The organism is Lysobacter sp. OAE881 (genome assembly GCF_040546665.1).
Classification (GTDB): Bacteria; Pseudomonadota; Gammaproteobacteria; order Xanthomonadales; family Xanthomonadaceae; genus Lysobacter_J; species Lysobacter_J soli.
Window position 1 is genome coordinate 3,827,814 of the sequence record NZ_JBEPOG010000001.1, and the last position, 23,305, is coordinate 3,851,118.

18 protein-coding genes and 1 riboswitch are annotated in these 23,305 nt (G+C 69.2%); of the genes, 16 read left to right on the top strand and 2 right to left on the bottom strand.

Annotation, left to right across the window (positions count from 1 at the left end; translation table 11 throughout):
* Nucleotides 1-26 precede the first annotated feature (26 nt).
* Nucleotides 27-124: riboswitch (TPP riboswitch) on the bottom strand.
* 351 nt (nt 125-475) lie between these two features.
* The 15 genes from thrA to ABIE51_RS17590 all read left to right on the top strand — a co-directional run bounded on the left by thrA (nt 476) and on the right by ABIE51_RS17590 (nt 17,895).
* Nucleotides 476-3,013, top strand: coding sequence for a bifunctional aspartate kinase/homoserine dehydrogenase I (gene thrA / locus ABIE51_RS17520; RefSeq protein ID WP_192632864.1), 2,538 nt, complete (start codon nt 476-478; stop codon nt 3,011-3,013).
* Nucleotides 3,010-3,993, top strand: a complete 984-nt coding sequence (locus ABIE51_RS17525; protein WP_192632863.1) for a homoserine kinase — start codon at nt 3,010-3,012, stop codon at nt 3,991-3,993. Before thrA ends, ABIE51_RS17525 begins: the two co-directional genes overlap by 4 nt.
* Nucleotides 3,990-5,309 carry a threonine synthase gene (thrC, locus tag ABIE51_RS17530; RefSeq protein WP_192632862.1) on the top strand — a complete coding sequence of 440 codons (1,320 nt, stop codon included), beginning with the start codon at nt 3,990-3,992 and terminating at the stop codon, nt 5,307-5,309. The genes ABIE51_RS17525 and thrC overlap by 4 nt, the downstream gene beginning before the upstream one ends.
* A gap of 76 nt (nt 5,310-5,385) precedes the next feature.
* Nucleotides 5,386-5,577, top strand: a complete 192-nt coding sequence (locus ABIE51_RS17535; RefSeq protein ID WP_192632861.1) for a hypothetical protein — start codon at nt 5,386-5,388, stop codon at nt 5,575-5,577.
* 103 nt (nt 5,578-5,680) lie between these two features.
* Complete coding sequence (ilvD, locus tag ABIE51_RS17540) at nt 5,681-7,435, top strand: dihydroxy-acid dehydratase (protein WP_192632860.1); 1,755 nt, start codon at nt 5,681-5,683, stop codon at nt 7,433-7,435.
* A 37-nt stretch (nt 7,436-7,472) separates the two neighbouring features.
* Nucleotides 7,473-8,489 (top strand): ketol-acid reductoisomerase, encoded by a 1,017-nt coding sequence (gene ilvC, locus ABIE51_RS17545; RefSeq protein ID WP_192632859.1) that lies wholly within the window; start codon nt 7,473-7,475, stop codon nt 8,487-8,489.
* Nucleotides 8,489-10,228 carry an acetolactate synthase 2 catalytic subunit gene (gene ilvG, locus ABIE51_RS17550; protein WP_192632858.1) on the top strand — a complete coding sequence of 580 codons (1,740 nt, stop codon included), beginning with the start codon at nt 8,489-8,491 and terminating at the stop codon, nt 10,226-10,228. The genes ilvC and ilvG overlap by 1 nt, the downstream gene beginning before the upstream one ends.
* Entirely contained in the window at nt 10,212-10,448 is a 237-nt protein-coding gene (locus tag ABIE51_RS17555; protein ID WP_115844200.1) for an ACT domain-containing protein, read from the top strand. Before ilvG ends, ABIE51_RS17555 begins: the two co-directional genes overlap by 17 nt.
* Complete coding sequence (locus ABIE51_RS17560) at nt 10,439-11,395, top strand: aminotransferase class IV (protein ID WP_192632857.1); 957 nt, start codon at nt 10,439-10,441, stop codon at nt 11,393-11,395. The genes ABIE51_RS17555 and ABIE51_RS17560 overlap by 10 nt, the downstream gene beginning before the upstream one ends.
* A 1-nt stretch (nt 11,396) precedes the next feature.
* Nucleotides 11,397-12,485 (top strand): threonine dehydratase, encoded by a 1,089-nt coding sequence (locus ABIE51_RS17565; protein ID WP_192632856.1) that lies wholly within the window; start codon nt 11,397-11,399, stop codon nt 12,483-12,485.
* A complete protein-coding gene (locus tag ABIE51_RS17570; protein ID WP_192632855.1) occupies nt 12,482-14,059 on the top strand; it encodes a 2-isopropylmalate synthase in 1,578 nt (525 codons plus the stop codon). Before ABIE51_RS17565 ends, ABIE51_RS17570 begins: the two co-directional genes overlap by 4 nt.
* A 23-nt stretch (nt 14,060-14,082) precedes the next feature.
* On the top strand, nt 14,083-15,531 hold the full coding sequence (leuC, locus tag ABIE51_RS17575) for a 3-isopropylmalate dehydratase large subunit (RefSeq protein WP_192632854.1): 1,449 nt from the start codon (nt 14,083-14,085) through the stop codon (nt 15,529-15,531).
* Nucleotides 15,531-16,130 (top strand): 3-isopropylmalate dehydratase small subunit, encoded by a 600-nt coding sequence (leuD, locus tag ABIE51_RS17580; protein ID WP_192632853.1) that lies wholly within the window; start codon nt 15,531-15,533, stop codon nt 16,128-16,130. The genes leuC and leuD overlap by 1 nt, the downstream gene beginning before the upstream one ends.
* The gene (leuB, locus tag ABIE51_RS17585) at nt 16,120-17,208 is read left to right on the top strand and encodes a 3-isopropylmalate dehydrogenase (protein ID WP_115844212.1); all 1,089 of its coding nucleotides are present in this window, start codon (nt 16,120-16,122) and stop codon (nt 17,206-17,208) included. Before leuD ends, leuB begins: the two co-directional genes overlap by 11 nt.
* A 78-nt stretch (nt 17,209-17,286) precedes the next feature.
* Nucleotides 17,287-17,895 carry a hypothetical protein gene (locus tag ABIE51_RS17590; RefSeq protein ID WP_192632852.1) on the top strand — a complete coding sequence of 203 codons (609 nt, stop codon included), beginning with the start codon at nt 17,287-17,289 and terminating at the stop codon, nt 17,893-17,895.
* A 53-nt stretch (nt 17,896-17,948) separates the two neighbouring features.
* Here ABIE51_RS17590 and ABIE51_RS17595 read toward each other — a convergent pair whose 3' ends face one another.
* Together ABIE51_RS17595 and ABIE51_RS17600 are read right to left on the bottom strand one after the other, a co-directional pair.
* Nucleotides 17,949-21,116 carry an efflux RND transporter permease subunit gene (locus ABIE51_RS17595; protein WP_354504908.1) on the bottom strand — a complete coding sequence of 1,056 codons (3,168 nt, stop codon included), beginning with the start codon at nt 21,114-21,116 and terminating at the stop codon, nt 17,949-17,951.
* Between the two features lie 200 nt (nt 21,117-21,316).
* Nucleotides 21,317-22,429 (bottom strand): efflux RND transporter periplasmic adaptor subunit, encoded by a 1,113-nt coding sequence (locus ABIE51_RS17600; RefSeq protein ID WP_192632850.1) that lies wholly within the window; start codon nt 22,427-22,429, stop codon nt 21,317-21,319.
* A 77-nt stretch (nt 22,430-22,506) separates the two neighbouring features.
* Between ABIE51_RS17600 and ABIE51_RS17605 the strand changes: the two genes are divergently transcribed.
* A complete protein-coding gene (locus tag ABIE51_RS17605) occupies nt 22,507-23,214 on the top strand; it encodes a TetR/AcrR family transcriptional regulator (RefSeq protein ID WP_192632849.1) in 708 nt (235 codons plus the stop codon).
* The last annotated feature ends 91 nt before the right edge of the window (nt 23,215-23,305 follow it).

Consider the following 23,305-nt stretch of genomic DNA (forward strand, 5'->3'; position numbering starts at 1 on the left):
GCGGGCAGCGACGGACGCGACTGCAGATCGCATCCGGCGAAGCTTCCCTACGGCGGTCTCAACCGCGTCAGGTTCGAAGGGTCTTTCTCAACCGGTCGACCGACCGGTACCCCCGCTTCGGCGCGCATTTCACCACGCGCCGCCGCGCGGGTCCAACGCCGCGCGCAGCAGCCCTGTTCACGTCGGCGGCCCCAACCGGCCTCCAGTTGCGTATGTAACAGTTGACAGTCCCCGAAACCGCGTGATCTTCTCGGCGCATGACGCATCGCAACACGCTGCCGCAGACCGACCGAACCGCGCCGATCGACGCGGCGTTCGCGGCCGTCGTTGCGATTACCACGGGTACCGGTACCACTCGCTTGCGGGTGCGGACGGGCGTGTCCAGGTGATCTGAAGACCACGCCTCCGCACCCCGACCCGGGTGCGCAGGCCTGCCACCCGGACGGTTCGCGGGGCCCAACAGGAGCCCGCCGCAATGCCGCCCGCCGATGCTTCACGACCTTCCGCCCCGCCGTGCCATGTGCACAAGTTCGGCGGCAGCAGTCTTGCCGATGCCTCGCTCTATCGCGCCGCCGCGGCGCTGGTGGACGACCCTTCCCGCACGCGTGTGGTCGTCGTGTCGGCGATGCAGGGCGTCACCGATGCGCTGATCGCGCTGCTCGAAACCGCGCAACGCAGGGACGCGTGGCACCCCGCGTTTCATGCGCTGCGCGAGCGACATGCGAATGCCGCAACGGCGCTCGATCCTGATGGACACTTCGCGCTTCAGCCCGCGCTCGATGCCGAATTCGAAACCCTGCGCCGCCATCTCGATGCGATCGGTGCAGGCAAAGCCGATGCGGGGATTTTCGCCGCCGACCTGCCCGGCTTCGGCGAGGTGTTCTCCTCGCACCTGATGCACGCCGCCCTCGGCGGCGATGCCGCATCGTGGCGTCGGCTCGACGCACGCGATGTGCTCGTCGTGCACGCGGGCGAAATGGGCATGGCGGTGGACTGGCCCGAGAGCCGCGCGCGCCTCGCAAAGTGGCGTGCAGGCAACCCCGAAGGAAATGTCGTCATCACCGGCTTCGTCGCGCGCGACGCGCAGGGCCACGCGACGACACTGGGCCGCAACGGCAGCGATTACTCCGCCGCGATCTTCGCCAACCTGTTCGATGCCGACGCGCTGACGATCTGGACGGACGTCGACGGCGTGCTGTCCGCCGATCCACGCCTCGTGCCCGAAGCGGTCTGTCTGCCATCAATGTCCTACGCGGAAGCCTGCGAACTGGCGTACTTCGGCGCGAAGGTGCTGCATCCGCAGACCATGGCCCCGGTGCAGGAGCGCGGCATCCCGCTGTGGATCCGCAACACGAAGCGGCCCGAAGCGCCGGGCACGCTGATCGCGCCCGACAGCGGCCGCGACGGCACGCCGGTGAAGGGCCTCAGCCTGGTGCGCGATCTCGCCATCGTCGAACTGGTCGGCAACGGCATGGTCGGCGTGCCCGGCGCGGCCGAGCGCCTGTTCGGCGCGCTGCGCGGCGCCGGCGTGTCGGTGACGATGATCTCGCAGGGTTCGTCCGAACATTCGATCTGCTGCGTATTGCGCGCCGACCAGGCCGAACGCGCGCGCGACGCGGCCGCCGCGGCGTTCGCCGACGCCATCGCCGACGGGCAGGCGCAGGGCGTGACGCTCACGCGCGACATCGCGGTGCTCGCGGCGGTGGGCGACGGCATGGTCGGCACGCCGGGCGTCGCGGCGCGATTGCTGGGCGGGCTCGCACAGGCGCGCGTCAACGCGCGCGCCATCGCGCAGGGTGCGGGCGAACGCAACATCTCCGTCGCAATCGGCGCGAACGACGCCACGCGTGCCCTGCGCGCCGCTCATGCGGCGTTCTGGCTGTCGCCGCAGACGTTGTCGGTGGGCGTGATCGGGCCCGGCCAGGTCGGCACCGCGTTGCTCGTGCAGATGTCCGCCGCGTTGCCGCAGCTTCGGCGGCGATCGGGCCTCGACCTGCGTCTTCGCGCCATCGCCAACAGCCGCGCGATGGTGCTGGACGAACGCGGCGTCGAGCCCGCCGATGCCGCCGCGCGGCTCGAAGGCGGCGCCGCGCAGCCGGTGGACCTGGAGCGCTTCGCCGACCACGTCCGCGGCGAACACCTGCCGCACGCGCTGATCGTCGACTGCAGCGCGAGCCCGCGCGTGGCCGCGCAATACCCGCGCTGGCTCGCGCGCGGCATCCACGTGGTCACGCCGAACAAACAGGCCGGCAGCGGCGCGTGGGATCATTACGCCGCCATCCAGGACGCGAGCCGTCGCGGCGGCGGACGTTTCCGTTACGAAGCGACCGTCGGCGCCGGCCTGCCCGTGATGCTCACGCTGCGCAACCTGCTCGACACGGGCGACGAGCTGCACGGCATCGACGGCATGCTCTCGGGCACACTGGCCTGGCTGTTCAACCGGTTCGACGGGACGGTGCCGTTCTCGCAACTCGTCCGCGAGGCGCAGGCGCTCGGCTACACCGAACCGGATCCGCGCGACGACCTGTCCGGCCTGGATGTCGCGCGAAAACTCGTGATCCTGGCGCGCGAGGCCGGTCGTGCGCTGTCGCTGGAGGATGTGGACGTGGAAAACCTGGTGCCGCCGGCACTGCGCGAAGTCGGCCGCGAGGAATTCCTCGCGCGCCTTGGCGAAATGGACGAGCCGATGCTCGCGCGCCAGCGCGATGCCGCGCGCGACGGCCGCTCGCTGCGGCATCTCGCGCAGCTCGATCGCGACGGCGTCGCGCGCGTCGGCGTGGTCGCGCTGCCGGCCGAACACGCCTGCTGCCACACGCGACTGACCGACAACATCGTCCAGTTCCGCACGCGTCGCTACTCGGAGAATCCGCTCGTCGTGCAGGGTCCGGGCGCGGGCCCGGATGTCACCGCCGCGGGCGTCTTCGGCGATGTGCTCGCCATCGCGCAGTCGCTCGGCGTGTCGTCGACATGGTCGTCGCCGCCGGTCGAAGCGCGCGTCGAGGTCAACGCATGAGCGGCGACATCGATCCACAGCGCAACGCAACCCGGCCCCGCATCGCGCGCGCCTTCGCGCCGGGCAGCGTCGGGAACATCGGCGTGGGATTCGATCTGCTCGGCCACTCCATCGACGGTGTGCGCGATGTCGCCATCGTGCGGCGCATCGAAGAACCGGTCGTGCGCATCGCGGCCATTCGTGGCGATGTCGAAGGCGCCGACACGCTGCCGCTGCAGGCCGAGCGCAACACCGCCGGACAGGCGCTGATCGCGTTGCGCGACAAGCTTGGCCTTGCGCACGGCTTCGAACTCGAACTGGAGAAGGGCATCCCGCTCGGCTCGGGCCTGGGCGGTTCGGCGGCGTCGTGCGTCGCGGCGCTGGTCGCGGCGAATGCCGTGCTCGATGCGCCGCTCGCGCGCGAAGCGCTATACGACTTCGCACTCGACGGCGAATCGGTGTCCAGCGGCAGTCGCCACGGCGACAACGTGGCGCCGATGCTGCTCGGCGGCGTGGTGATGGCCACCGCGACGCGCATGATCCCGCTCGACGTTCCATCGTGGCTGCATGCGGTGGTCGTGCATCCCGACCAGGTGCTGGAGACGCGCCGCGCGCGCGCCGTGCTCGCCGATCCGTATCCGCTGCACGTCGTGGTCGAACAGAGCGCGCATCTGGCGCTGTTCCTCACCGGCCTGCAGCGCGGCGATGCGACGCTGTTGCGCGAAGGGCTGCGCGACCTGCTGGTCGAGCCGCGCCGCGCGCCGCTGATTCCCGGCTTCGCCGAAGCGAAGGCCGCGGCGCTCGATCACGATGCACTCGGTGCCAGCATTTCCGGTGCGGGACCGAGCACCTTCGCGTGGTTCGCCTCGCGTGCACAGGCCGACGCCGCCGCGCCTGCGATGCAGGCCGCGTTCGCATCGGCCGGCTACGGTTCGCGCGCGTACGTCACGCCGGTCGCGGGCCCGCGCGCGGACGTGATCTCGGCCGGGGCGTACGCATGAAGTTCGTGAGCACGCGCGGCAACACGCCGCCAACGCAGATCGATGCCGCGCTCGTCGCGGGCCTCGCGCCGGACGGCGGGCTGTACGTTCCCGAACGCATTCCGACGGTCGATATCGAGCCGGGCGACACGCTCGCGCAGACGGCGCAGACGGTGCTCTCGCCCTACTTCGTCGAGTCGTCATTGCGCGATGCGTTGCCCGCGATCTGCGCGCACGCCTATTCGTTCGATGCGCCGCTGCGCGCGATGACCGGCAATGGCGATCACCTGCTCGAACTTTTCCACGGACCGACCGCCGCCTTCAAGGATTACGCGGCGCGCTTCCTCGCCGAAGCCTTGTCGCGCCTGCGGCCATCGGATGCGGCGCCAACGACGATAGTCGTCGCGACCTCCGGCGACACCGGCGCGGCCGTCGCGTCGGCGTTCCATCGGCGCGATGGCTTCAACGTCGTCATCCTGTATCCCGAAGGCCGCGTGTCGCCGCGCCAGGCGCACGGGCTGGAATGCTGGGGCGACAACGTGCGCACGTTCCGCGTGCAGGGCACGTTCGACGATTGCCAGCGCATGGCGAAGCAGGCGTTGTCGGACGAAGCGCTGCGACGCGAGGTGTCGCTCAGCTCGGCCAACAGCATCAGTTTGGGGCGCCTGTTGCCGCAGGTGGCGTACTACGCGCACGCCGCGCTGCATTTCGCACGCCGGCACGGGGAAGCGCTCAACCTCATCGTGCCCACCGGAAACCTCGGCAACGCGTGCGCCGCGTTCGTCGCGCGGCGAATGGGGCTTCCGATCGGCGACCTGGTGCTCGCCTGCAACGCGAACGACGTGCTGCCTCGTTACTTCGCCGGCGATCCGTACGAGCCACGCGCGACGAAAGCGACGCTCGCCAACGCGATGGACGTCGGTGCGCCGAGCAACTTCGAGCGCCTTCGCCATTGGCATGCCGACGACGACGAACTCCGCGGTTCGCTTCGCGCATTCACCGTCGACGATGCGACGATCACCGACGTCGTGCGCGAGGCGCCTCGACGCCATGGCGTCGTCGCCGATCCGCACACCGCTGCGGGCCTGCACGTGCTGGAAACGTTCCGGTCGCAAGGCGACTCGCGACCGTGGGCGGTGGTCGCCACCGCGCATCCGGCGAAGTTCGACACCATCGTCGAACCGCTCGTCGGGCACGAAGTCCCGGTGCCGCCATCGCTCGCGCAATGCCTCGCGCGGCCGGCATCGGCGCAGCGATTGCCCGCCGATTACGCCGCGCTGCGAGATGCGCTGCGTACCGGTGCAGTTACATCCGAAACCATCGGGCGCTCAGCGTGAGGCGCATGCCGCACTTCTTCGCAGTTACGAAAGAAACTGTTGACACGGCCATTCCGGCCGTGTTTCTCTCGATCCCATGACGCAGCGCAGCAACCACTTGCAGACCGCATCGGGCCGGGGCCAACGCTCCGCCGCCGCCGCGTCGCAGGCTGACGCGCGTCGCATCGCCATCGCACTTCTGATGAAGGCCGCGCCCATCGCGGCCTCGCTCATTCTTGTACTCGTACTTATTACCGGGCTTGCCAGCGCGGAGTACGGGTTTGTGTAAGTAAGAACCACACACCCAGGTCGATACCCAAGACCCCGCGCCCGAAACGGCGCGGGGTTTTTGTTTTCGCCCTGCGGAACGTCCAGCCAGGAGATCGCCGTTCGTGAGAAGCAACGCCATCAAGCAGGGCCCCGCACGCGCTCCCGCACGCGCCATGCTGCGCGCGACCGGATTGAGCGACGAGGCGATCGCCAAGCCGCTGGTCGCGGTCGTGCATACGTGGTCGGACGTCTCGCCGTGCAACTACACGCTGCGCGACCTCGCGCAGCACGTGCGCGCGGGCGTGATCGAGAACGGCGGCACGCCCATCGAATTCAACACGATTACGGTGACCGACGGCATCGCGATGGGCTCTGACGGCATGCGCGCCTCGCTGCCTTCGCGCGAGACCATCGCCGATTCGATCGAGCTCGCCGTGAACGGCCATTGCCTCGATGCGATGGTGCTGCTCGTCGGCTGCGACAAGACGATCCCGGCGGCAGCGATGGCGGCGGCGCGGCTCGATATCCCGACGGTGATCCTCTACGGCGGCACCATCCTGCCCGGCCATTGCCGCAAGGACGCGAGCGACAAGCCCCTGACGGTGCAGGACGTGTTCGAAGCCGTCGGCGCGCATTCGGCCGGCCGCATCGACGATGCCGAACTGCATCGCATCGAGTCGCATGCCTGTCCGGGCGCGGGCGCGTGCGGCGGGCAATTCACCGCGAACACGATGGCGATGGTGCTGACTTTCCTCGGCCTGTCGCCTTTGCAACTCAACGACATTCCCGCCGTGCATGCCGACAAGCCCGCCGCCGCGCGGGCCTGCGGCGCGCTGGCGATGCAGCGTTTGCGCAACGGTGGTCCGGGACCGCGCGAGATCCTCTCTCCCGCAGCGCTGCGCAACGCTGCGTGCGCGGTCTCGGCCACCGCGGGTTCGACGAACGCCGCACTGCACCTGCTGGCGATCGCGCACGAAGCCGGCGTCGCGTTCGACCTGGAGGAATTCGAAGCCGCCGCGCGCACGCCCGTGATCGCCGACCTCAAGCCCGGCGGGCGCTACACCGCCGCGGAAATGTTCGAGATGGGCGGCGCGGCGCTGGTCGCGCGCGAACTGCGTGCCGCGGGGCTGATCGAGGACATTCCGACCGTCACCGGCCGCAGCTTCTTCGCCGAACTCGACGACGTGCCCGCACCGCGCGCGCAGGACGTGGTGCGTCCGGTGTCGGATCCGTTCAAGCCGCGTGGCGGCTATTCGATCCTCTACGGCGATCTCGCGCCGGAAGGCTGCATCCTCAAGCTCGCCGGCCACGGCATCGAGCACTTCGAGGGAACCGCGCGCGTCTTCGATTCGGAAGAAGCCGCGTTCAACGCCGTGCAGGCGCGCCAGATCCGCGCGGGCGACGTCGTCGTCGTCCGCTTCGAAGGCCCCGCGGGTGGCCCGGGCATGCGCGAGATGCTCGCCGTAACCGCCGCGCTCGTCGGACAGGGCCTGGGCAACGATGTCGCACTGATCACCGACGGCCGCTTCAGCGGCGCGACGCACGGCTTCATGGTCGGCCACATCTCGCCCGAAGCCGCGCGCGGCGGCCCGATCGCGAAGCTGCGCGACGGCGATCGCGTGCGCATCGACGTGAAGACGCGCCGCATCGACGTCGATGCCGACCTGCGCACGCGCCCCACGGCACGCATCACGCCGCGCGTGGCCACCGGCGTGCTCGCGAAATACGCCGCGCAGGTGAGTTCGGCTTCGCGCGGCGCGGTCACGGCGCCCGGCCCGCTCGATGCGGCCCGCGCGAAGTCCCGCGACATCCCCGTGCAGTTCATCGAGGAAGCGCCCGTGACGCCCGAAGAAACGAAGGAACTGTTCCTCGCCTGACCCTCCGCACCGCCCTCCATCCACTACGGACACGATCATGACCACCCAGCAAAAACCCCGCGTCGCCATCGTCGGTTACGGCAGCCAGGGCCGCGCGCATGCATTGAACCTGCGCGATTCCGGCTTCGACGTCACCGTTGGACTGCGTCCGGGCGGCCCGACCGAGATCAAGGCGAAGGCCGACGGCTTCACCGTGAAGTCGCCCAGCGAGGCGGTGAAGGACGCCGAACTCGTCGCCGTGCTCACGCCCGACATGGTGCAGCCGCAGCTCTATGGCGAAGTGATCGAGCCGAACATCGCGCAGGGCGCGTGCCTGCTGTTCGCGCACGGCTTCAACGTGCATTACGGGCAGATCACACCGCGCGAGGACCTGGACGTCGTGCTCGTCGCGCCGAAGGGCCCGGGCGCGCTGGTGCGTCGCGAATACGAGATCGGCCGCGGCGTCCCGTCGGTCTATGCCGTCTACCAGGACAGGAGCGGAAACGCCGAGCAGCTTGCGCTGACCTACTGCGCCGGCATCGGCGGTGCGCGCCAGAACGCGATCCGCACCACCTTCAAGGAAGAAACCGAAACGGACCTGTTCGGCGAGCAGGCCGTGCTGTGCGGCGGCGCGACCAAGCTGGTGCAGGCCGGCTGGGAAACGCTGGTCGAAGCCGGCTACCAGCCGGAGGTCGCGTACTACGAGTGCCTGCACGAGCTGAAGCTGATCGTCGACCTGTTCTACGAAGGCGGCATCACGCGCATGCACGAGTTCATCAGCGAGACCGCGCAGTACGGCGCGCTCACGCGCGGCACCTACGTGGTCGACGACAACACGCGCGCGCAGATGAGGAAGGTCCTCGCCGAGATCCAGGACGGCACGTTCGCGCGCCAGTGGATCGCCGAATACGCCGCGGGCAACGCGAACTACAAGGCGCTGAAGGAAGGCGACCTGACGCATCCGATCGAAGCGGTCGGCAAGAAGCTTCGCGCGAACATGAAGTGGCTTTCGACCGCGCCGCAGGCCGCGCCTGCCGCAGCCGAAAAGCGCCAGGCGCAGACAGAGGCCGCGTGATGAACGGTGCCCGCTGGCTGGTGCAGGCCCTGGCGGCCGAAGGCGTGGACACGCTCTTCGGCTACCCGGGCGGTGCGATCATGCCCTTCTACGATGCGCTGCACGGATCGCAGCTCAGGCACGTGCTGGTCCGCCACGAACAGGGCGCGGCCTTCGCGGCGAACGGGTATGCGCGGGCCAGCGGGCGCGTGGGCGTATGCGTGGCGACGTCCGGTCCGGGCGCGTCGAACCTGGTCACCGGCATCGCCGACGCGATGCTCGATTCGGTGCCGATGGTGATCATCACCGGGCAGGTCGCCACGCCGCTGATGGGCACCGACGCGTTCCAGGAACTGGATGTGTTCGGCATGACGATGCCGATCGTGAAGCACAGCTTCCTGCTGCGCCGCGTCGACGAACTGCCGAATGTCGTCGCCGAGGCGTTCCGCATCGCGCGCTCGGGCCGTCCGGGCCCGGTGCTGATCGACCTGCCCAAGGACGTGCAGGTCGGCGACGCGTCGCATCTTCCGCTGCACGTGCCGGCGGAGATCGACGACGTGCCCGCGCCGAAGGACGCCTCGCTGCACGCGGCGCTCGCGATGATCTCGCAGGCGAAGAAGCCCGTCGTCTATGGCGGCGGCGGCATCGCGCTGGGCGATGCGGTGCAGGCCTTCCGGACGTTCGTCGACGCCACCCAGATCCCGACCGTGCTGACGCTGAAGGGACTGGGCGCGTTGCCGTCGAACCACGCGCTGAACCTCGGCATGCTCGGCATGCACGGCAGCCGCGCGGCGAACCTGGCCGTGCAGGAAAGCGATCTGCTGATCGTCGTCGGCGCGCGCTTCGACGATCGCGCCACCGGCAAGCTGGCGGAGTTCGCGCCGAACGCGCGCGTCGTCCACATGGACCTGGACGCGTGCGAGATCGGCAAGCTCCGCCACGCCGATGCCGCCGTGTGTGGCGACATCCGCCGCACGCTGACCGCGCTCACCCTGCCCTGCGCCGCGCACCTGCACGGCCGCAACGGCGCGGCGCGGCGCGAATGGCGCGCGACCTGCCAGCAACGCATGCACGAATTCGCCGCGCGATACGACGCCCCGGGCGACACCGTGTACGCGCCGGCGCTGCTGAAGCGCCTGTCGGAACTGGCGCCCAACGCGATCGTCGCCTGCGACGTCGGCCAGCACCAGATGTGGGTCGCGCAGCACTGGCGCTTCGGTACGCCGCGCCAGCACCTCACCAGCGGCGCGCTCGGTGCGATGGGCTTCGGCCTGCCGGCGGCGATCGGCGCGCAACTGCAATCGCCCGACGCGCCGGTCGTGTGCGTCAGCGGCGATGGGTCCTTCCTGATGAACGTGCAGGAGCTGGCGACGCTGCGCCGCTATGGTCTGCCGGTGAAGATCGTGCTGCTCGACAACCAGGCGCTCGGCATGGTGCGCCAGTGGCAGGAGCTGTTCTTCGACCGACGCTATTCCGAGATCGACCTGTCCGACAACCCCGACTTCGGCGCGGTCGCGGCGGCGTTCGGCGTGCAGGCGCTGCACGTCGATCGCGCCGAATCCGTCGAAGCCGCCCTGCAGGCGCTGCTCGCCACCGACGGCCCGGCGCTGCTGCACGTCGCCATCGACCAGGCCGCGAACGTGTGGCCGCTGGTGCCGCCCAACCACAACAACGCGCAGATGCTCGATCCGGAGCTTGAGGCTGGCGCGTCGAACGAACCCACCCCCACCGAGGATCCCCGCCATGCGATACCAGCTTGATCTCACGCTCCGTCAGGCCGAAGGCGCGCTGTCGCGGGTACTGGGCGCGGCCGAACGCCGCGGTTTCCGCCCGCTCGCCGTCGATGGCGAAGCGCAGGCCGATGGCGACCGCTGGTACCTGCGGCTGACCGTCGAAGGCGAACGCGACGAAGCCAACCTGCAGCACCAGCTCGAGAAGCTCTACGACTGCCTCGCGGTGGAGGTGTCGCCATGTCGGTGATCGCACCCGAAGCCATCGCCTCGCGACAACCCGCGGGCAAGCCCATCGAGCTGCGCGACGAAGCGCGCCGTCCGGGCATGCCGCTGCTGTGGTTCGACGGCGAACTGACCGCCGCCGATACGCCGCACGCGCCGCTGACCACGCACGCGATGCATTACGGCACCGGCGTGTTCGAAGGCATCCGCAGCTACGCCACGCGCGATGGCGCGGCCGTGTTCCGCCTGCCCGAGCACCTGGAACGCATGCGCAAGGGCGCCGACCTGCTCGGCATCGACTTCGACGTCGATGCTGCGTTCGAAGCGACGCTGCAGACGCTGCGCGCCAACGGCCATCGCGATGCGTACGTGCGCCCGCTGACGTGGTTGGGCAACGGTGCCGACGGCGTCACCGTCGGCCTCGACGTGCCGGGCCTGAGCCAGCACTTCATGGTGATGACGCTGCCCACCGTCGTGCACCTCAACGGCAAGCGTTCGCGCCTGACGGTGTCGCCGTGGAAGCGCAATCCGGCCTCGTCGTTGCCGCCGCTGAAGCTGTGCGGCGCGTACATCAACTCGATCCTCGCCAAGCGCGAGTCGCGCCTGCGCGGCTTCGACGAAGCGCTGTTCGTCGACGAGGACGGTTACGTCGTCGAGTGCACCGGCGCCAACGTGTTCATGGTGCGCGGCGGCGACGTCACGGCCGTGTCGCATCGCGACGCGCTGCCCGGGATCACGCGCGACAGCGTGATCGCGCTGAGCGGCGCGCAGTCGCGCCCGGTCACGCATCACGAACTGCTGGATGCCGACGAAGTCTTCGTCTGCGGCACCGCGGCGGAGATCGCGCCGATCAGCGCGCTCGACCGGCGCGAGTTCGGCGACAACCCGATCACGCGCGAGCTGCAGGCGCTGTACGGTCGCGTCGTTCGCGGCGAAGAGTCGTCGTACACGCATTGGCTGACGGCCGTCTGACATGGACGGCGACGTACCCACCGACGTACGCGTCACCGCGGCCGACGTGCTCGCGGCACAGGCGCGTCTGCGTCGCTACCTGCCGGCGACGCCGCTGCATCATGCGGAGCGCTTCGGCTGCTGGCTGAAGCTGGAGAACCTGCAGCGCACCGGCTCATACAAGGTGCGCGGCGCGCTCAACGCGCTGCTCGCGGCGCGCGAACGCGGCGATCATCGACCGGTGATCGCCGCCTCCGCCGGCAACCACGCGCAGGGCCTGGCGTGGGCCGCGTATCGCCTGGGCGTCAACGCGATCACCGTGATGCCGCGCAACGCGCCGCAGACAAAGATCGCCGGCGTCGCGCATTGGGGCGCGACCGTGCGCCTGCATGGCGACACCTACGACGAAGCGAAAGCCTTTGCCGCAGAGCTGGCCGAGCAGAACGGCTACCGCGTGCTGTCCGCGTTCGACGACGCCGACGTGATTGCCGGCCAAGGCACGGTAGGGCTGGAGCTGGCCGCGCTCGCGCCGGACGTCGTGCTCGTGCCGATCGGCGGCGGCGGGCTCGCGTCCGGGGTTGCGCTGGCCTTGAAGTCGCAGGGCGTTCGCGTGATCGGCGCGCAGGTCGAGGGCGTCGATTCGATGCTGCGCGCGTTGCGTGGCGACCGCACGCCGCGCGATCCGGTCGCGACGCTCGCCGACGGCGTGCGCGTGAAGGAACCCGGCCATCTCACGCAGCGCCTGCTCGCCGAGCTGCTCGACGACGTGGTCGTCGTGCGCGAGGCCGAACTGCGCGAAACGCTGGTGCGCCTCGCGCTCGAAGAGCACGTCATCGCCGAAGGCGCAGGCGCGCTGGCGCTCGCCGCCGGGCGTCGCATCGCCGGCAAGCGCAAGTGCGCCGTCGTGTCCGGCGGAAACGTCGACGCGGTCGTGCTCGCGCAACTGCTGTCCGACGTGCGCCCACGGGCGCCGCGCCGGCCGCGTCGCCGCCATCGCGATGCGATGCCCGCACCCGCGCTGGAGCCCGCCATCGCGACCCTGAATCCTGCTTTCCCATCCAAGCCGCGCGCCGCCGTCGTCGCGCGCGACCACGAGGAGCTCACCGCATGAACGACCCCGCCGCCCGAGTACGGATCTTCGACACCAGCCTGCGCGACGGCGAGCAATCGCCCGGCTGCAGCATGACCGCGCCGCAGAAGCTCCGCTTCGCGCACGCGCTCGCCGAGCTGGGTGTCGACGTGATCGAAGCGGGCTTCCCGGCGAGTTCGGAAGCCGACATGGACGCGGTTCGCGCCATCGCGCGCGAGGTGCGCGGCGCAACCGTCGCGACGCTGGCGCGCTGCCACGTCGGCGACATCGAAGCCTGCGCGCGCGCACTCGACGGCGGCGTGCATCCACGCATCCACGTGTTCATCTCCACCAGCCCGCTGCATCGCGAGCACAAGCTGGGGCTGACGCGCGAGCAGGTGATCGAACGTGCCGTCATGGCGGTCGAACTGGCCAAGCGCCACGTCGACGACGTCGAGTTCTCCGCCGAGGACGCGCTGCGCACCGAGCCCGACTTCCTCGCGCAGGTCTGCATTGCCGCGGTGCAGGCCGGCGCGCGCACGCTCAATATTCCCGACACCGTCGGTTACACCACGCCGAGCGAGATCCGCACGCTCTTCGAGTACCTGCGTGCGTCCGTCGTCGAATCGGGCGTCGCCGGCGCGAACGAAGCGGTGTTCAGCGCGCACTGCCACAACGACCTTGGCTTGGCGGTGGCGAACTCGCTGGCCGCGATCGAAGGCGGCGCGCGGCAGGTCGAATGCACGATCAACGGCATCGGCGAGCGCGCAGGCAACTGCGCGCTGGAGGAGCTGGTGATGGCTTTGCGCGTGCGCGGCGAGTACTACGGCGCGCACACGCGCATCGACACGCGACGCCTGGTTCCCACCTCGCGCCTGCTCTCGCGCATCACCGGCATGGCGGTGCAGCGGAACAAGGCCGTGGTCGGGCAGAACGCGTTCGCGCACGAGTCAGGCATCCACCAGCACGGCATGCTCAAGCATCGCGGCACGTACGAGATCATGCGACCGGAAGACGTCGGCTGGGCGCAGTCGCAGATGGTGATGGGCCGCCACAGCGGCCGCGCCGCGCTGAGCGACCGCCTGCAGGCGCTGGGCTTCACGTTGCCCGAGGCGCAGCTCAACGCGGTCTTCGCCGGCTTCAAGTCGCTGGCCGAGAAGAAGCGTGAAGTGTTCGACGCGGACCTGGAAGCGCTGGTGCTCGGCGCCGACGCACGCGCGGCTCGCGGGCACCGCCTGGCGCGTTTCCACGTCAGCACCGGCGTCGCGCAGGACAGCCTGCCGACGGCGAGCGTGCAACTCGTCGATGCCGAGGGCGCTTCGGTGAGCGAGGCTGCCGTCGGCGATGGCCCCGTGCATGCGCTGTTCGCGGCCCTCGCGCGCGCCACCGGAATCGCGCTGGAGATCGACAGCTACCAGGTCTCCAACGTCACGACGGGCGATGACGCCCAAGGCCAGGCGCAGGTGATCGCGCGCGTGGACGGGCGCGAGTTCACCGGCTCGGGCACCAGCACCGACATCCTCGAAGCCAGCGCGCTCGCGTGGCTCGACATCGCCAACCGCCTGCAGCGCACGCGCGCGCAGGCCACGGACACGCGCGCCGCGGCGATCGCCTGACCTCATTACAGAAAGCCAAGTCAATGACGAGCCAACCGAAAACCCTGTTCGACAAACTGTGGGACGCCCACGTCGTCACGCCCGAATCCGAGGCGGCGCCGGCGATCCTCTACATCGACCTGCACCTGATCCACGAAGTGACCTCGCCGCAGGCCTTCGCCGAACTCGACGCGCGCGGCCTGCCGGTGCGCCGGCCCGAGCGCACCAAGGGCACGCTCGACCATTCCACACCGACTTTGCCGGCCACCGGGAACGGGCAGCGTCCTTACGTGAACGATGAAGCACGTGCGCAGGTCGACACGTTGCGCGCGAACTGCGCGCGCTTCGGCGTGGAGCTGTTCGATTACGACAGCCCGCAGCGCGGCATCGTGCACGTGATGGGGCCGGAGCTCGGCCTCACCCAACCCGGCCAGACCATCGTCTGCGGCGACAGCCACACGGCCACTCACGGCGCGTTCGGCGCGCTCGCGTTCGGCATCGGCACCAGCGAGGTCGGCCACGTGCTCGCCACGCAATGCCTGCTGCAGCGCAAGCCGAAGACGCTGGCGATCACCATCGACGGCGAACTCGCGCCGGGCGTCGGCGCGAAGGACCTGATCCTGCACGTTATCGGCGTGATCGGCGTCAACGGCGGCACGGGCCACGTCATCGAGTACCGCGGAAGCGCGATCCGATCGTTGTCGATGGAGCAGCGCATGACGGTGTGCAACATGTCGATCGAAGCCGGCGCGCGCGCCGGGCTGATCGCGCCGGACGAAGTCACTTTCGATTACCTGCGCGGCCGTCCGCGGGCGCCGCAAGGGGAAGCGTTCGAGGCCGCGGTCGCAGTGTGGAAGGAACTGCGCACCGACGAAGGCGCGCCGTTCGACCGCGAGGTGCGCATTGATGCGCGCGATATCCAGCCGACCGTCACGTGGGGCACGCACCCGGGCCAGGTCGCGCCGATCAGTGCACGCGTGCCCGGCAGCGGCGATGCGGACGAAACGAAGGCGCGCGACTACATGGGCTGGGATGCGAACGCCGCGATCGCCGGCCGCGCCGTCGACGTGGTGTTCGTCGGCAGCTGCACGAACTCGCGACTGTCGGACCTGCGCGAAGCCGCCAGCGTGCTGCGCGGCCGCCGCGTGCATCCGCGCGTGCGCATGCTCGTGGTGCCCGGCTCGGAGCAGGTCAAGCGCGATGCCGAGCGCGAAGGCATCGATCGCATCGTGCGTGATGCCGGCGCGGAATGGCGCGACCCCGGCTGCTCGATGTGCATCGCCATGAACGGCGACATCGTCGGCGCCGGGCAGCTGGCGGTATCCACCAGCAACCGCAATTTCGAAGGTCGTCAGGGCAAGGGCGCGCGCACCGTGCTCGCCTCGCCGGCTACCGCGGCCGCCTGCGCGGTGGCCGGCGAGATCACCGACCCGCGCCCGTACCTCACCACCGAAGCCGCGCCGCACGCGGCCGCCGAGCTGGAGACCGCCTGATGCAGCCGCTGACCGAAGTCGTATCGCGCACCGTCGTCCTGCGCGAACGCAACATCGACACCGACCAGATCATCCCCGCGCGCTTCCTCACCACGACCGAACGCAAAGGTCTGGGCAAGCACGCGTTCAACGACTGGCGCAGTTTGCCGGACGGTTCGCCGAACCCCGAGTTCCCCTTCAATCGCGCCGAGAACATCGGCGCGCGGATCCTCGTCGCCGGCCGCAATTTCGGCTGCGGTTCCTCGCGCGAGCACGCGCCGTGGGCACTGACCGACCTCAGCCTGCGCGCGGTGATCAGCGCGGAGATCGCCGACATCTTCCGCAGCAATGCGCTGAAGAACGGCCTGCTGCCGATCGTGCTAGATGAAGCCATCGTCGACGAACTGCTCGAACAGCCTGGCGTGGAGCTGCGCATCGATGTCGCGCAACGCAGCGTCACGCTGCCCGACGGGCGCCGCGTGCAGTTCCCGCTGGATGCGTTCGCGCAGACCTGCCTGCTCGAAGGCGTCGACCAGCTCGGCTTCCTGCTGAAGCAGTCGCCGGCCATTTCGCAGTTCGAACAACAACGCCAAACCCAGGAGTTCCGCCATGCAAGCTGAGATCGTCGTTCTGCCGGGCGACGGCATCGGCCCGGAAGTCACCGCCGCCGCGGTGCAGGTGCTGCGTGCCGTCGGGCAACGTTACGGGCACGAGTTCCACTTCACGCATGAACTCATCGGCGGCGCGGCCATCGACGCTACCGGCGAGCCGCTGCCGGCACGGACGCTCGATGCCGCCAAGCGCGCAGATGCCGTGCTGCTCGGCGCCGTGGGCGGGCCCAAGTGGTCCGATCCGGGCGCGAAGGTGCGGCCGGAACAGGGCCTTCTCGCGATCCGCAAGGCGCTGGGCCTGTACGCGAACCTGCGCCCGGTGAAGCCGCATCCGGCCGCACTCGGCGCTTCGCCGATCAAGCCGCACCTGCTCACGGGCGTGGACCTGATCGTCGTGCGCGAACTCACCGGCGGCGTGTATTTCGGCCAGAAGCAGCGCACCGCGACGTCGGCGAGCGACCTGTGCGAATACAGCGTCGAGGAGATCGAGCGCGTCGTGCGTCGCGCGTGCACGCTCGCGCGCAGCCGGCGCGGCCACGTGACTTCCGTCGACAAGGCCAACGTGCTGGAGACCTCGCGGCTGTGGCGCGAAGTGACGACGCGCGTGGTTCGCGACGAGTTTCCGGATGTCACGCTGGAGCACCAGCTGGTCGATTCGATGGCGATGCACCTGCTCTCGCGACCGCGTGAGTACGACGTGATCGTCACCGAGAACATGTTCGGCGACATCCTCACCGACGAGGCCTCGATGCTGGCCGGATCGCTTGGGCTTCTGCCTTCGGCGTCGCTGGGCGAAGGGCGCGTGGGACTGTACGAGCCGATCCACGGCTCGGCGCCCGACATCGCCGGCCGCGGCGTCGCCAACCCGTACGCGACGATCCTCAGTGCAGCGATGCTGCTGCGGCATTCGCTGGGCCTAGAGTCGGAAGCGCGCTGTGTCGAGAAGGCGGTCGATGGCGCGCTTGCGGCGGGCGTGTTCACGGCGGATCTCGCGCCGGCCGGCCGCGGCGTGTCCACGCAGGCGGCGATGGTCGCGGTGCTGGAGCAGCTCGAACTGGAATGCCAGCCGGTGGTGATGCGCGACTGAGACGGCGGGCGCGATTCGGCGTTACTGGGCCGAGGTCGCATTGCCGGCTTCACGTGCTTCGGGCTAGCTTGGGCGCCCATGAGCCCACGCACCGCCCTCGTTTTCGCGTTCGCCCTCGGCCTGTCCGCCTGCGGTTCCACGCCCGATGCCGGCAGTTCGGCCGCGCAGGACGTGTTTTTCCAGCGCGTCGCCGCGCTTTGCGGCCAGGCGTTCGCCGGCCGCATCGTCGCCGATCGCCCGCCCACCCCCGATAATCCGCTGGCCGGCAAGGCGCTGACCATGCACGTGCGCGAATGCAGCCGCGACACCATCCGCATCCCGTTCTTCGTCGGCAGCGATCGTTCGCGCACCTGGGTACTCACGCGCACCCCGACGGGGCTGCGCCTGAAGCACGACCATCGCCACGAGGACGGCACTGAGGCCGAACTGAGCCAGTACGGCGGCGACACCCTCGACATGGGCACGGAGGAGCGGCAGGAATTCCCGGCCGACGCCGCATCGAAGGCGCTGTTCGCGCGCGAGGACCGCGCCACGTCGGTGTCGAACGTGTGGGCGATGGAAATCGAACCGCACGAGCGCTTCACCTACGAACTCACCCGCCCCGGTCGCGAAGTGCGCATCGAGTTCGATCTCGAGCACCCGATTCCGGCGCCACCACCGCCGTGGAGCGTTGCACCGAAGCAGTAACAAGAAGGGCGCCCGGAGGCGCGCCCTTTTCGTTTCCTGCCACCGCGTCGCGGTTACGCCGCCTCCGGCGCCTTCACCCGGAACCACGCCGCGTACAGCGCCGGCAGGAACAGCAGCGTCAGGAACGTCGCCACCGTCAGGCCGCCCATGATCGCCACCGCCATCGGTCCGAAGAAGGCGCTGCGCGACAGCGGGATCATCGCGAGGATCGCCGCGAGCGCGGTCAGCACGATCGGGCGGAAGCGACGCACCGTGGCCTCGACGATCGCCTGCCACGGCGCGGCGCCTTCGCCGATGTCGTGCTCGATCTGGTCCACCAGGATCACCGAGTTGCGCATGATCATGCCGGCGAGCGCGATGGTGCCCAGCATCGCGACGAAGCCGAACGGCACGCGGAACACCAGCAGGAACAGCGTTACGCCGATCAGGCCCAGCGGCGCGGTCAACAGCACCATGAAGCTGCGCGAGAAGCTGCGCAGCTGCAGCATCAGCAGCGTGAACACGACGAACACGAACAGCGGCATGCCGGCGGCGATGGATTTCTGGCCGCGCGCGGAATCCTCCACGCTGCCGCCGATATCGATCGAATAGCCGTACGGCAGCTTCGAACGCAGGCCGTCGAGCGTCGGCGAGATCTGCGCCGTCACCGTCGCCGGTTGCGTGCCGTCGTAGATGTCGGCGCGCACGGTCATCGTCGGCTGGCGGTCGCGATGCCAGATGATGCCTTCCTCGAAGCCGTAATCCAGCGTCGCGATCTGCGTGAGCGGCACGCTTGCGCCGCTTTCGGTCGGCACCATCAGGCTGCCAAGCATGTCGAGGCGAAGTCGCTCCTCGGCCGGGCCGCGCAGCAGCATCTCGATCAGTTCATTCCCTTCGCGGTACGTGCTGATGTGCGAGCCCGACAACGAACTGGACAGGAACTGCGACAGCCGCGCCGAACTCACGCCCAGCGCGCGGGCGCGCTCCTGGTCGACGATCAGGCGCACGACCTTGTTCGGCTCGTCCCAGTCCAGGTTGACGTTCACCACGTGCGGGTTCTCGCGGATCTTCTCGCGCACCTGGTAGGCGATCTTCCGCACCTGGTCGATGTGCTCGCCCGACACGCGGAACTGCACCGGATACCCGACCGGCGGGCCGTTCTCCAGGCGCGTCACGCGCATCTGCAGTTCGGGGAATTTCTGGAAGACGTCATCGATCAGCCACGTGCGGATTTCCTCACGCGCTTCCAGGTTCTTCGGCGTCAGCACGAACTGGGCGAAGTTCGCTGCGGGCAGCTGCTGGTCGAGCGGCAGGTAGTAACGCGGCGAACCGGTGCCGACGTACGCGACGAAGTTCGCCAGATCCTTGTTCTGCTTCAGGATCTGCTCGAAGCGTTGCGCCTGCTCGGTCGTCGCGCGCAGCGAGCTGCCTTCGGCCAGTTCCATGTCGACCATCAGTTCAGGTCGCGTGGAATCGGGGAAGAACTGCTGCGGCACGAAGCGGAACATGACGATGGACAGCACGAACGCCGCCGCCGTCACCGCGATCACCAGCCAGCGGCGACGCACGCAGAACGTTACCCAGCGACGGAAGTTCACGTAGAACTTCGTGCCGTACGGATCGTGCGCATGGCCGTCGATGGGCGGCTTGGGCGCGATGTAGTCGTGCAATTTCGGGAACCGGCTGGCGATGCGTTCGCGGAATTCATGCCAGCGGTACGCAATCGATCCAGGCTTGAGCGGCTTGGCCGCGTGGCCGTAATCGGGCAGCAGCTTGTCGCCGAGGTACGGAATGAACGCAACCGCCGCGATCCACGACACCAGCAGCGCGATGGTCACCACTTCGAACAGCGAGCGCGTGTATTCGCCGGTGCTCGACTTCGCGGTGGCGATCGGCAGGAAGCCGGCAGCGGTGATGAGCGTGCCGGTGAGCATCGGGAACGCGGTGGAATCCCACGCGAACGCCGCAGCCTTCAGGCGACTGAAGCCCTGCTCCATCTTGATGGCCATCATCTCCACCGCGATGATCGCGTCGTCCACCAGCAGGCCGAGCGCGAGCACGAGCGCGCCGAGCGAGATCTTGTGCAGGCCGACGCCGAACAGGTCCATCACGGCGAAGGTCATCGCGAGCACGAGCGGGATCGACAGCGCGACGACGAAACCGGTGCGCAGGCCAAGCGAGAAGAAGCTCACCAGCAGCACGATGGCCACGGCTTCGGACAGCACGCGCACGAACTCGCCGACCGATTCGGTAACGGCGGCGGGCTGGTCGGCGACCTTGCGCAGTTCCATGCCGGCCGGCAGCGTGTCCTGCAGTTGCGCGAACTGCGTTTCCAGCGTCTTGCCGAGCTTGAGGATGTCGCCGCCCTGCTTCATCGCGACGCCGATGCCGATGGCGTCCTCGCCCATGAAGCGCATGCGCGGCGCCGGTGGATCGGAGAAGCCGCGCTTCACGTCGGCGACGTCGGCAAGACGGAACGTGCGGTCGCCCACGCGGATCGGGAATTCGCGGATTTCCTCGACGGACTTGAACTTGCCGCCCACGCGCAGCGCCACGCGCGTGCTGCCGGTTTCGAAGAAGCCTGCGGGCACCATCGCGTTCTGTTCGTCCAGCGCCTGCTGCACGGCGGCGGCGGGAATGCCGAGCGTGGCGAGCTTCACGTTCGACAGCTCGACCCAGACCTTCTCGTCCTGCACGCCGAACAGCTCGATCTTGCCGACGTCGGGCTGCTTCTGCAGCTGCAGCTGCACGCGCTCGGCGTAGTCCTTCAGCACGGCGTAGTCGAAACCCTTGCCGGTGAGCGCGTAGATGTTGCCGAAGGTGTCGCCGAACTCGTCGTTGAAGAACGGGCCGACGACATCGCTGGGCAGGGTCGCGCGGATGTCGCCGACCTTCTTTCGCACCTGGTACCACAACGGTTCGATGTCCTTCGAACGCAGCGAATCGCGCGCGACGAAGATCACCTGCGATTCGCCCGCGCGCGAGTACGAGCGGATGAACTCGTACTGGCCGGTTTCCATCAGCTTCTTTTCGATGCGCTCGGTGACCTGGCGCGAGGTTTCCTCGGCGGTCGCGCCGGGCCACAGCGTGCGGATGACCATCACCTTGAAGGTGAAGGCCGGATCCTCACTGCGACCCAGCCGCAGGTACGAGAACGTGCCGGCGATGGCCATCACCAGCATCGCGTAGATGATCAGGCTGCGATGGCGCAGCGCCCATTCGGAGAGGTTGAAGCGCATCAGGCGTCAGCTCGTCTGCTTGTCCCCTTTCCCGCGTGCGGGAGAGGGTTGGGGTGAGGGGTGGGGTGCTGCGCCGGCTTCGTCGAACGCGACCGGCGCTGCCCCCCATCCCGTCCCCTTCCCCCGCGAGCGGGGGAAGGGCATGCGTGCCGTGCGGGTGTCGCGCGCTGCTTGCATCAGCGCGTCGCCCGCACTGGCTTCGCTCAGTTGTTCTTGATCGGGCGATTTTCCCGATCGACCGGCTGCACCTTCTGCCCGTCGCGCAGCAGGTGACCGCCGGCAGCGACGATCCACTCGTTCGCGGCGAGTTCGCCCTGCACCGGCACGCGGTCCTCGCCGAACGCGCCGGCCTGCACCGGGCGCAGCTTAACGGTGGAGGTCTTCATGTCGACGACGAACACCGACGCCTTGCCGTTCTCGCGCTGGAGCGCGGCGATCGGCACGCTCAGGCCGCCGCGGTCGTCGGTGGGGAGATAGACGCGGGCGCTCTGGCCGAGGTCGATCGCGCCGGCCGGCGCATCGACGGTAACGCGCGCGGCGAACGTGCGCGACGCCGGATCGGCCGCGGGGGAGATTTCACGGATGCGGCCGTTCCAGCGCTGGCCGGGGCGCGACCATGCTTCGACCTGCACCGGCTGGCCGGCCTTGACCTTGCCGGCCATGGTTTCGGGCAGCGCGAACGCGACCTCGCGCACGCCGTCGGCGGCAAGCGTGAACACCGATTGCCCGGCCGCCACGACCTGCCCCGCTTCGGCCTGGCGCGCGGCGATCACGCCGTCGCGCGTGGCGCGCAATTGCGAATAGGCGGCCTGGTTGCTCGCGACTTCGACCTCGGCGCGGGCGGCATTCACCTGGCCCTGCGCGGCGGTGGCCGCGGCGTTCTGGGCGTCGAGGGTGGATCGGCTCACCAACTGCTCGTTCGCCAGCTTCGCGAAGCGCGCCTGATCGGCGCGGGCGCGGCCCAGTTCGGCTTCGGCGGCGGCCAGTTGCGCCTTCGCGGCGCGGGCCTGCGCCTCCAGGTCGCCCGGATCGAGCATCGCCAATACCTGGCCGGCGCGCACGTGGTCGCCGACGTCGACATTGCGCTGGACGAGCTTGCCGCCGACGCGGAACGAAAGCGGGCTCTCCTCGCGTGCCCGCACGTCGCCGGCGAAGGCGCTCGCGGTGTGGTCGGCCGCGACCGGGTGCGTGACCAGGACCGGGCGCGGGGCTTCCTCGACCGCGCCATCGCGCCCGCAGGCGCTCAATAGAAAGGTGGAAAAGGCGACCAGCGTCCATGCCGACAGGCGGAACGCAGCGGGGAAAGGACTGCGCATTGCGGGGGTCCCTGCAGTTAATTAATGTACTTGCGGGTACTGTATAAATATCAAACTGATTAGTCTAGTATTGCCGCATGACCGCTCCACGCCAGCCTTCCGCGCCGCAGGGCGCAACCGCCAAGCCGGCCGGCCCCGGACGTCCGAAGGACATGGGCAAGCGCGCCGCCATCCTGGAGGCGGCGAAAAGAATGTTTACTCAGCACGGCTTCGATGGCGCCAGCATGGACCAGATCGCCGCCGAGGCCGGGGTCTCCAAGCTCACCGTCTATAGCCACTTCGGCGACAAGGACGCGTTGTTCCTCGCCGCGGTGGAGTCGCACTGCGACCTGTCGCTGCCGTCCTCCCTGTTCGAGCCCTCGCCCGACACGCCGTTGCGCGATCGGCTGATGGACATCGCCCACGCGTTCTATTCGATGGTGACCGCGCCAGAAGCCGTCGCGGGCCATCGCATGCTGTGCTCGCCGCAGATGTCGAATTCCGGCCTGCCCAAGTTGTTCTGGGACGCCGGCCCGATGCGCGTGCAGTCCGATTTCTCCGCGCTGCTCGAACGGCGGATCAAGGCCGGCGAGCTGGAGATCCCCGACGTCGCGCGCGCCGCAGGCCAGTTTTTCAGCCTGCTCAAGGGCGAACCGCACGCGTGCCTGGTGTTCGGTGGGCCGGGGCCGGCGGAGAACGAAATCCAGGCGCATCTGGCCTCGGCCGTGGACCTGTTCCTGCGCGCCTACCAGGTGCGCGACACCGCGGCCGGCAAGCCCGCCGCAAGCGGTCGGTCGCGTCGATGACATCCGTCTTGGTTACTTCTGGCACTCAGTCTGACTTGGGGCCGCGGCCATCCTGTGCGCCGCGCCCGCAAAGGCCGGCAGCGGTATTCCC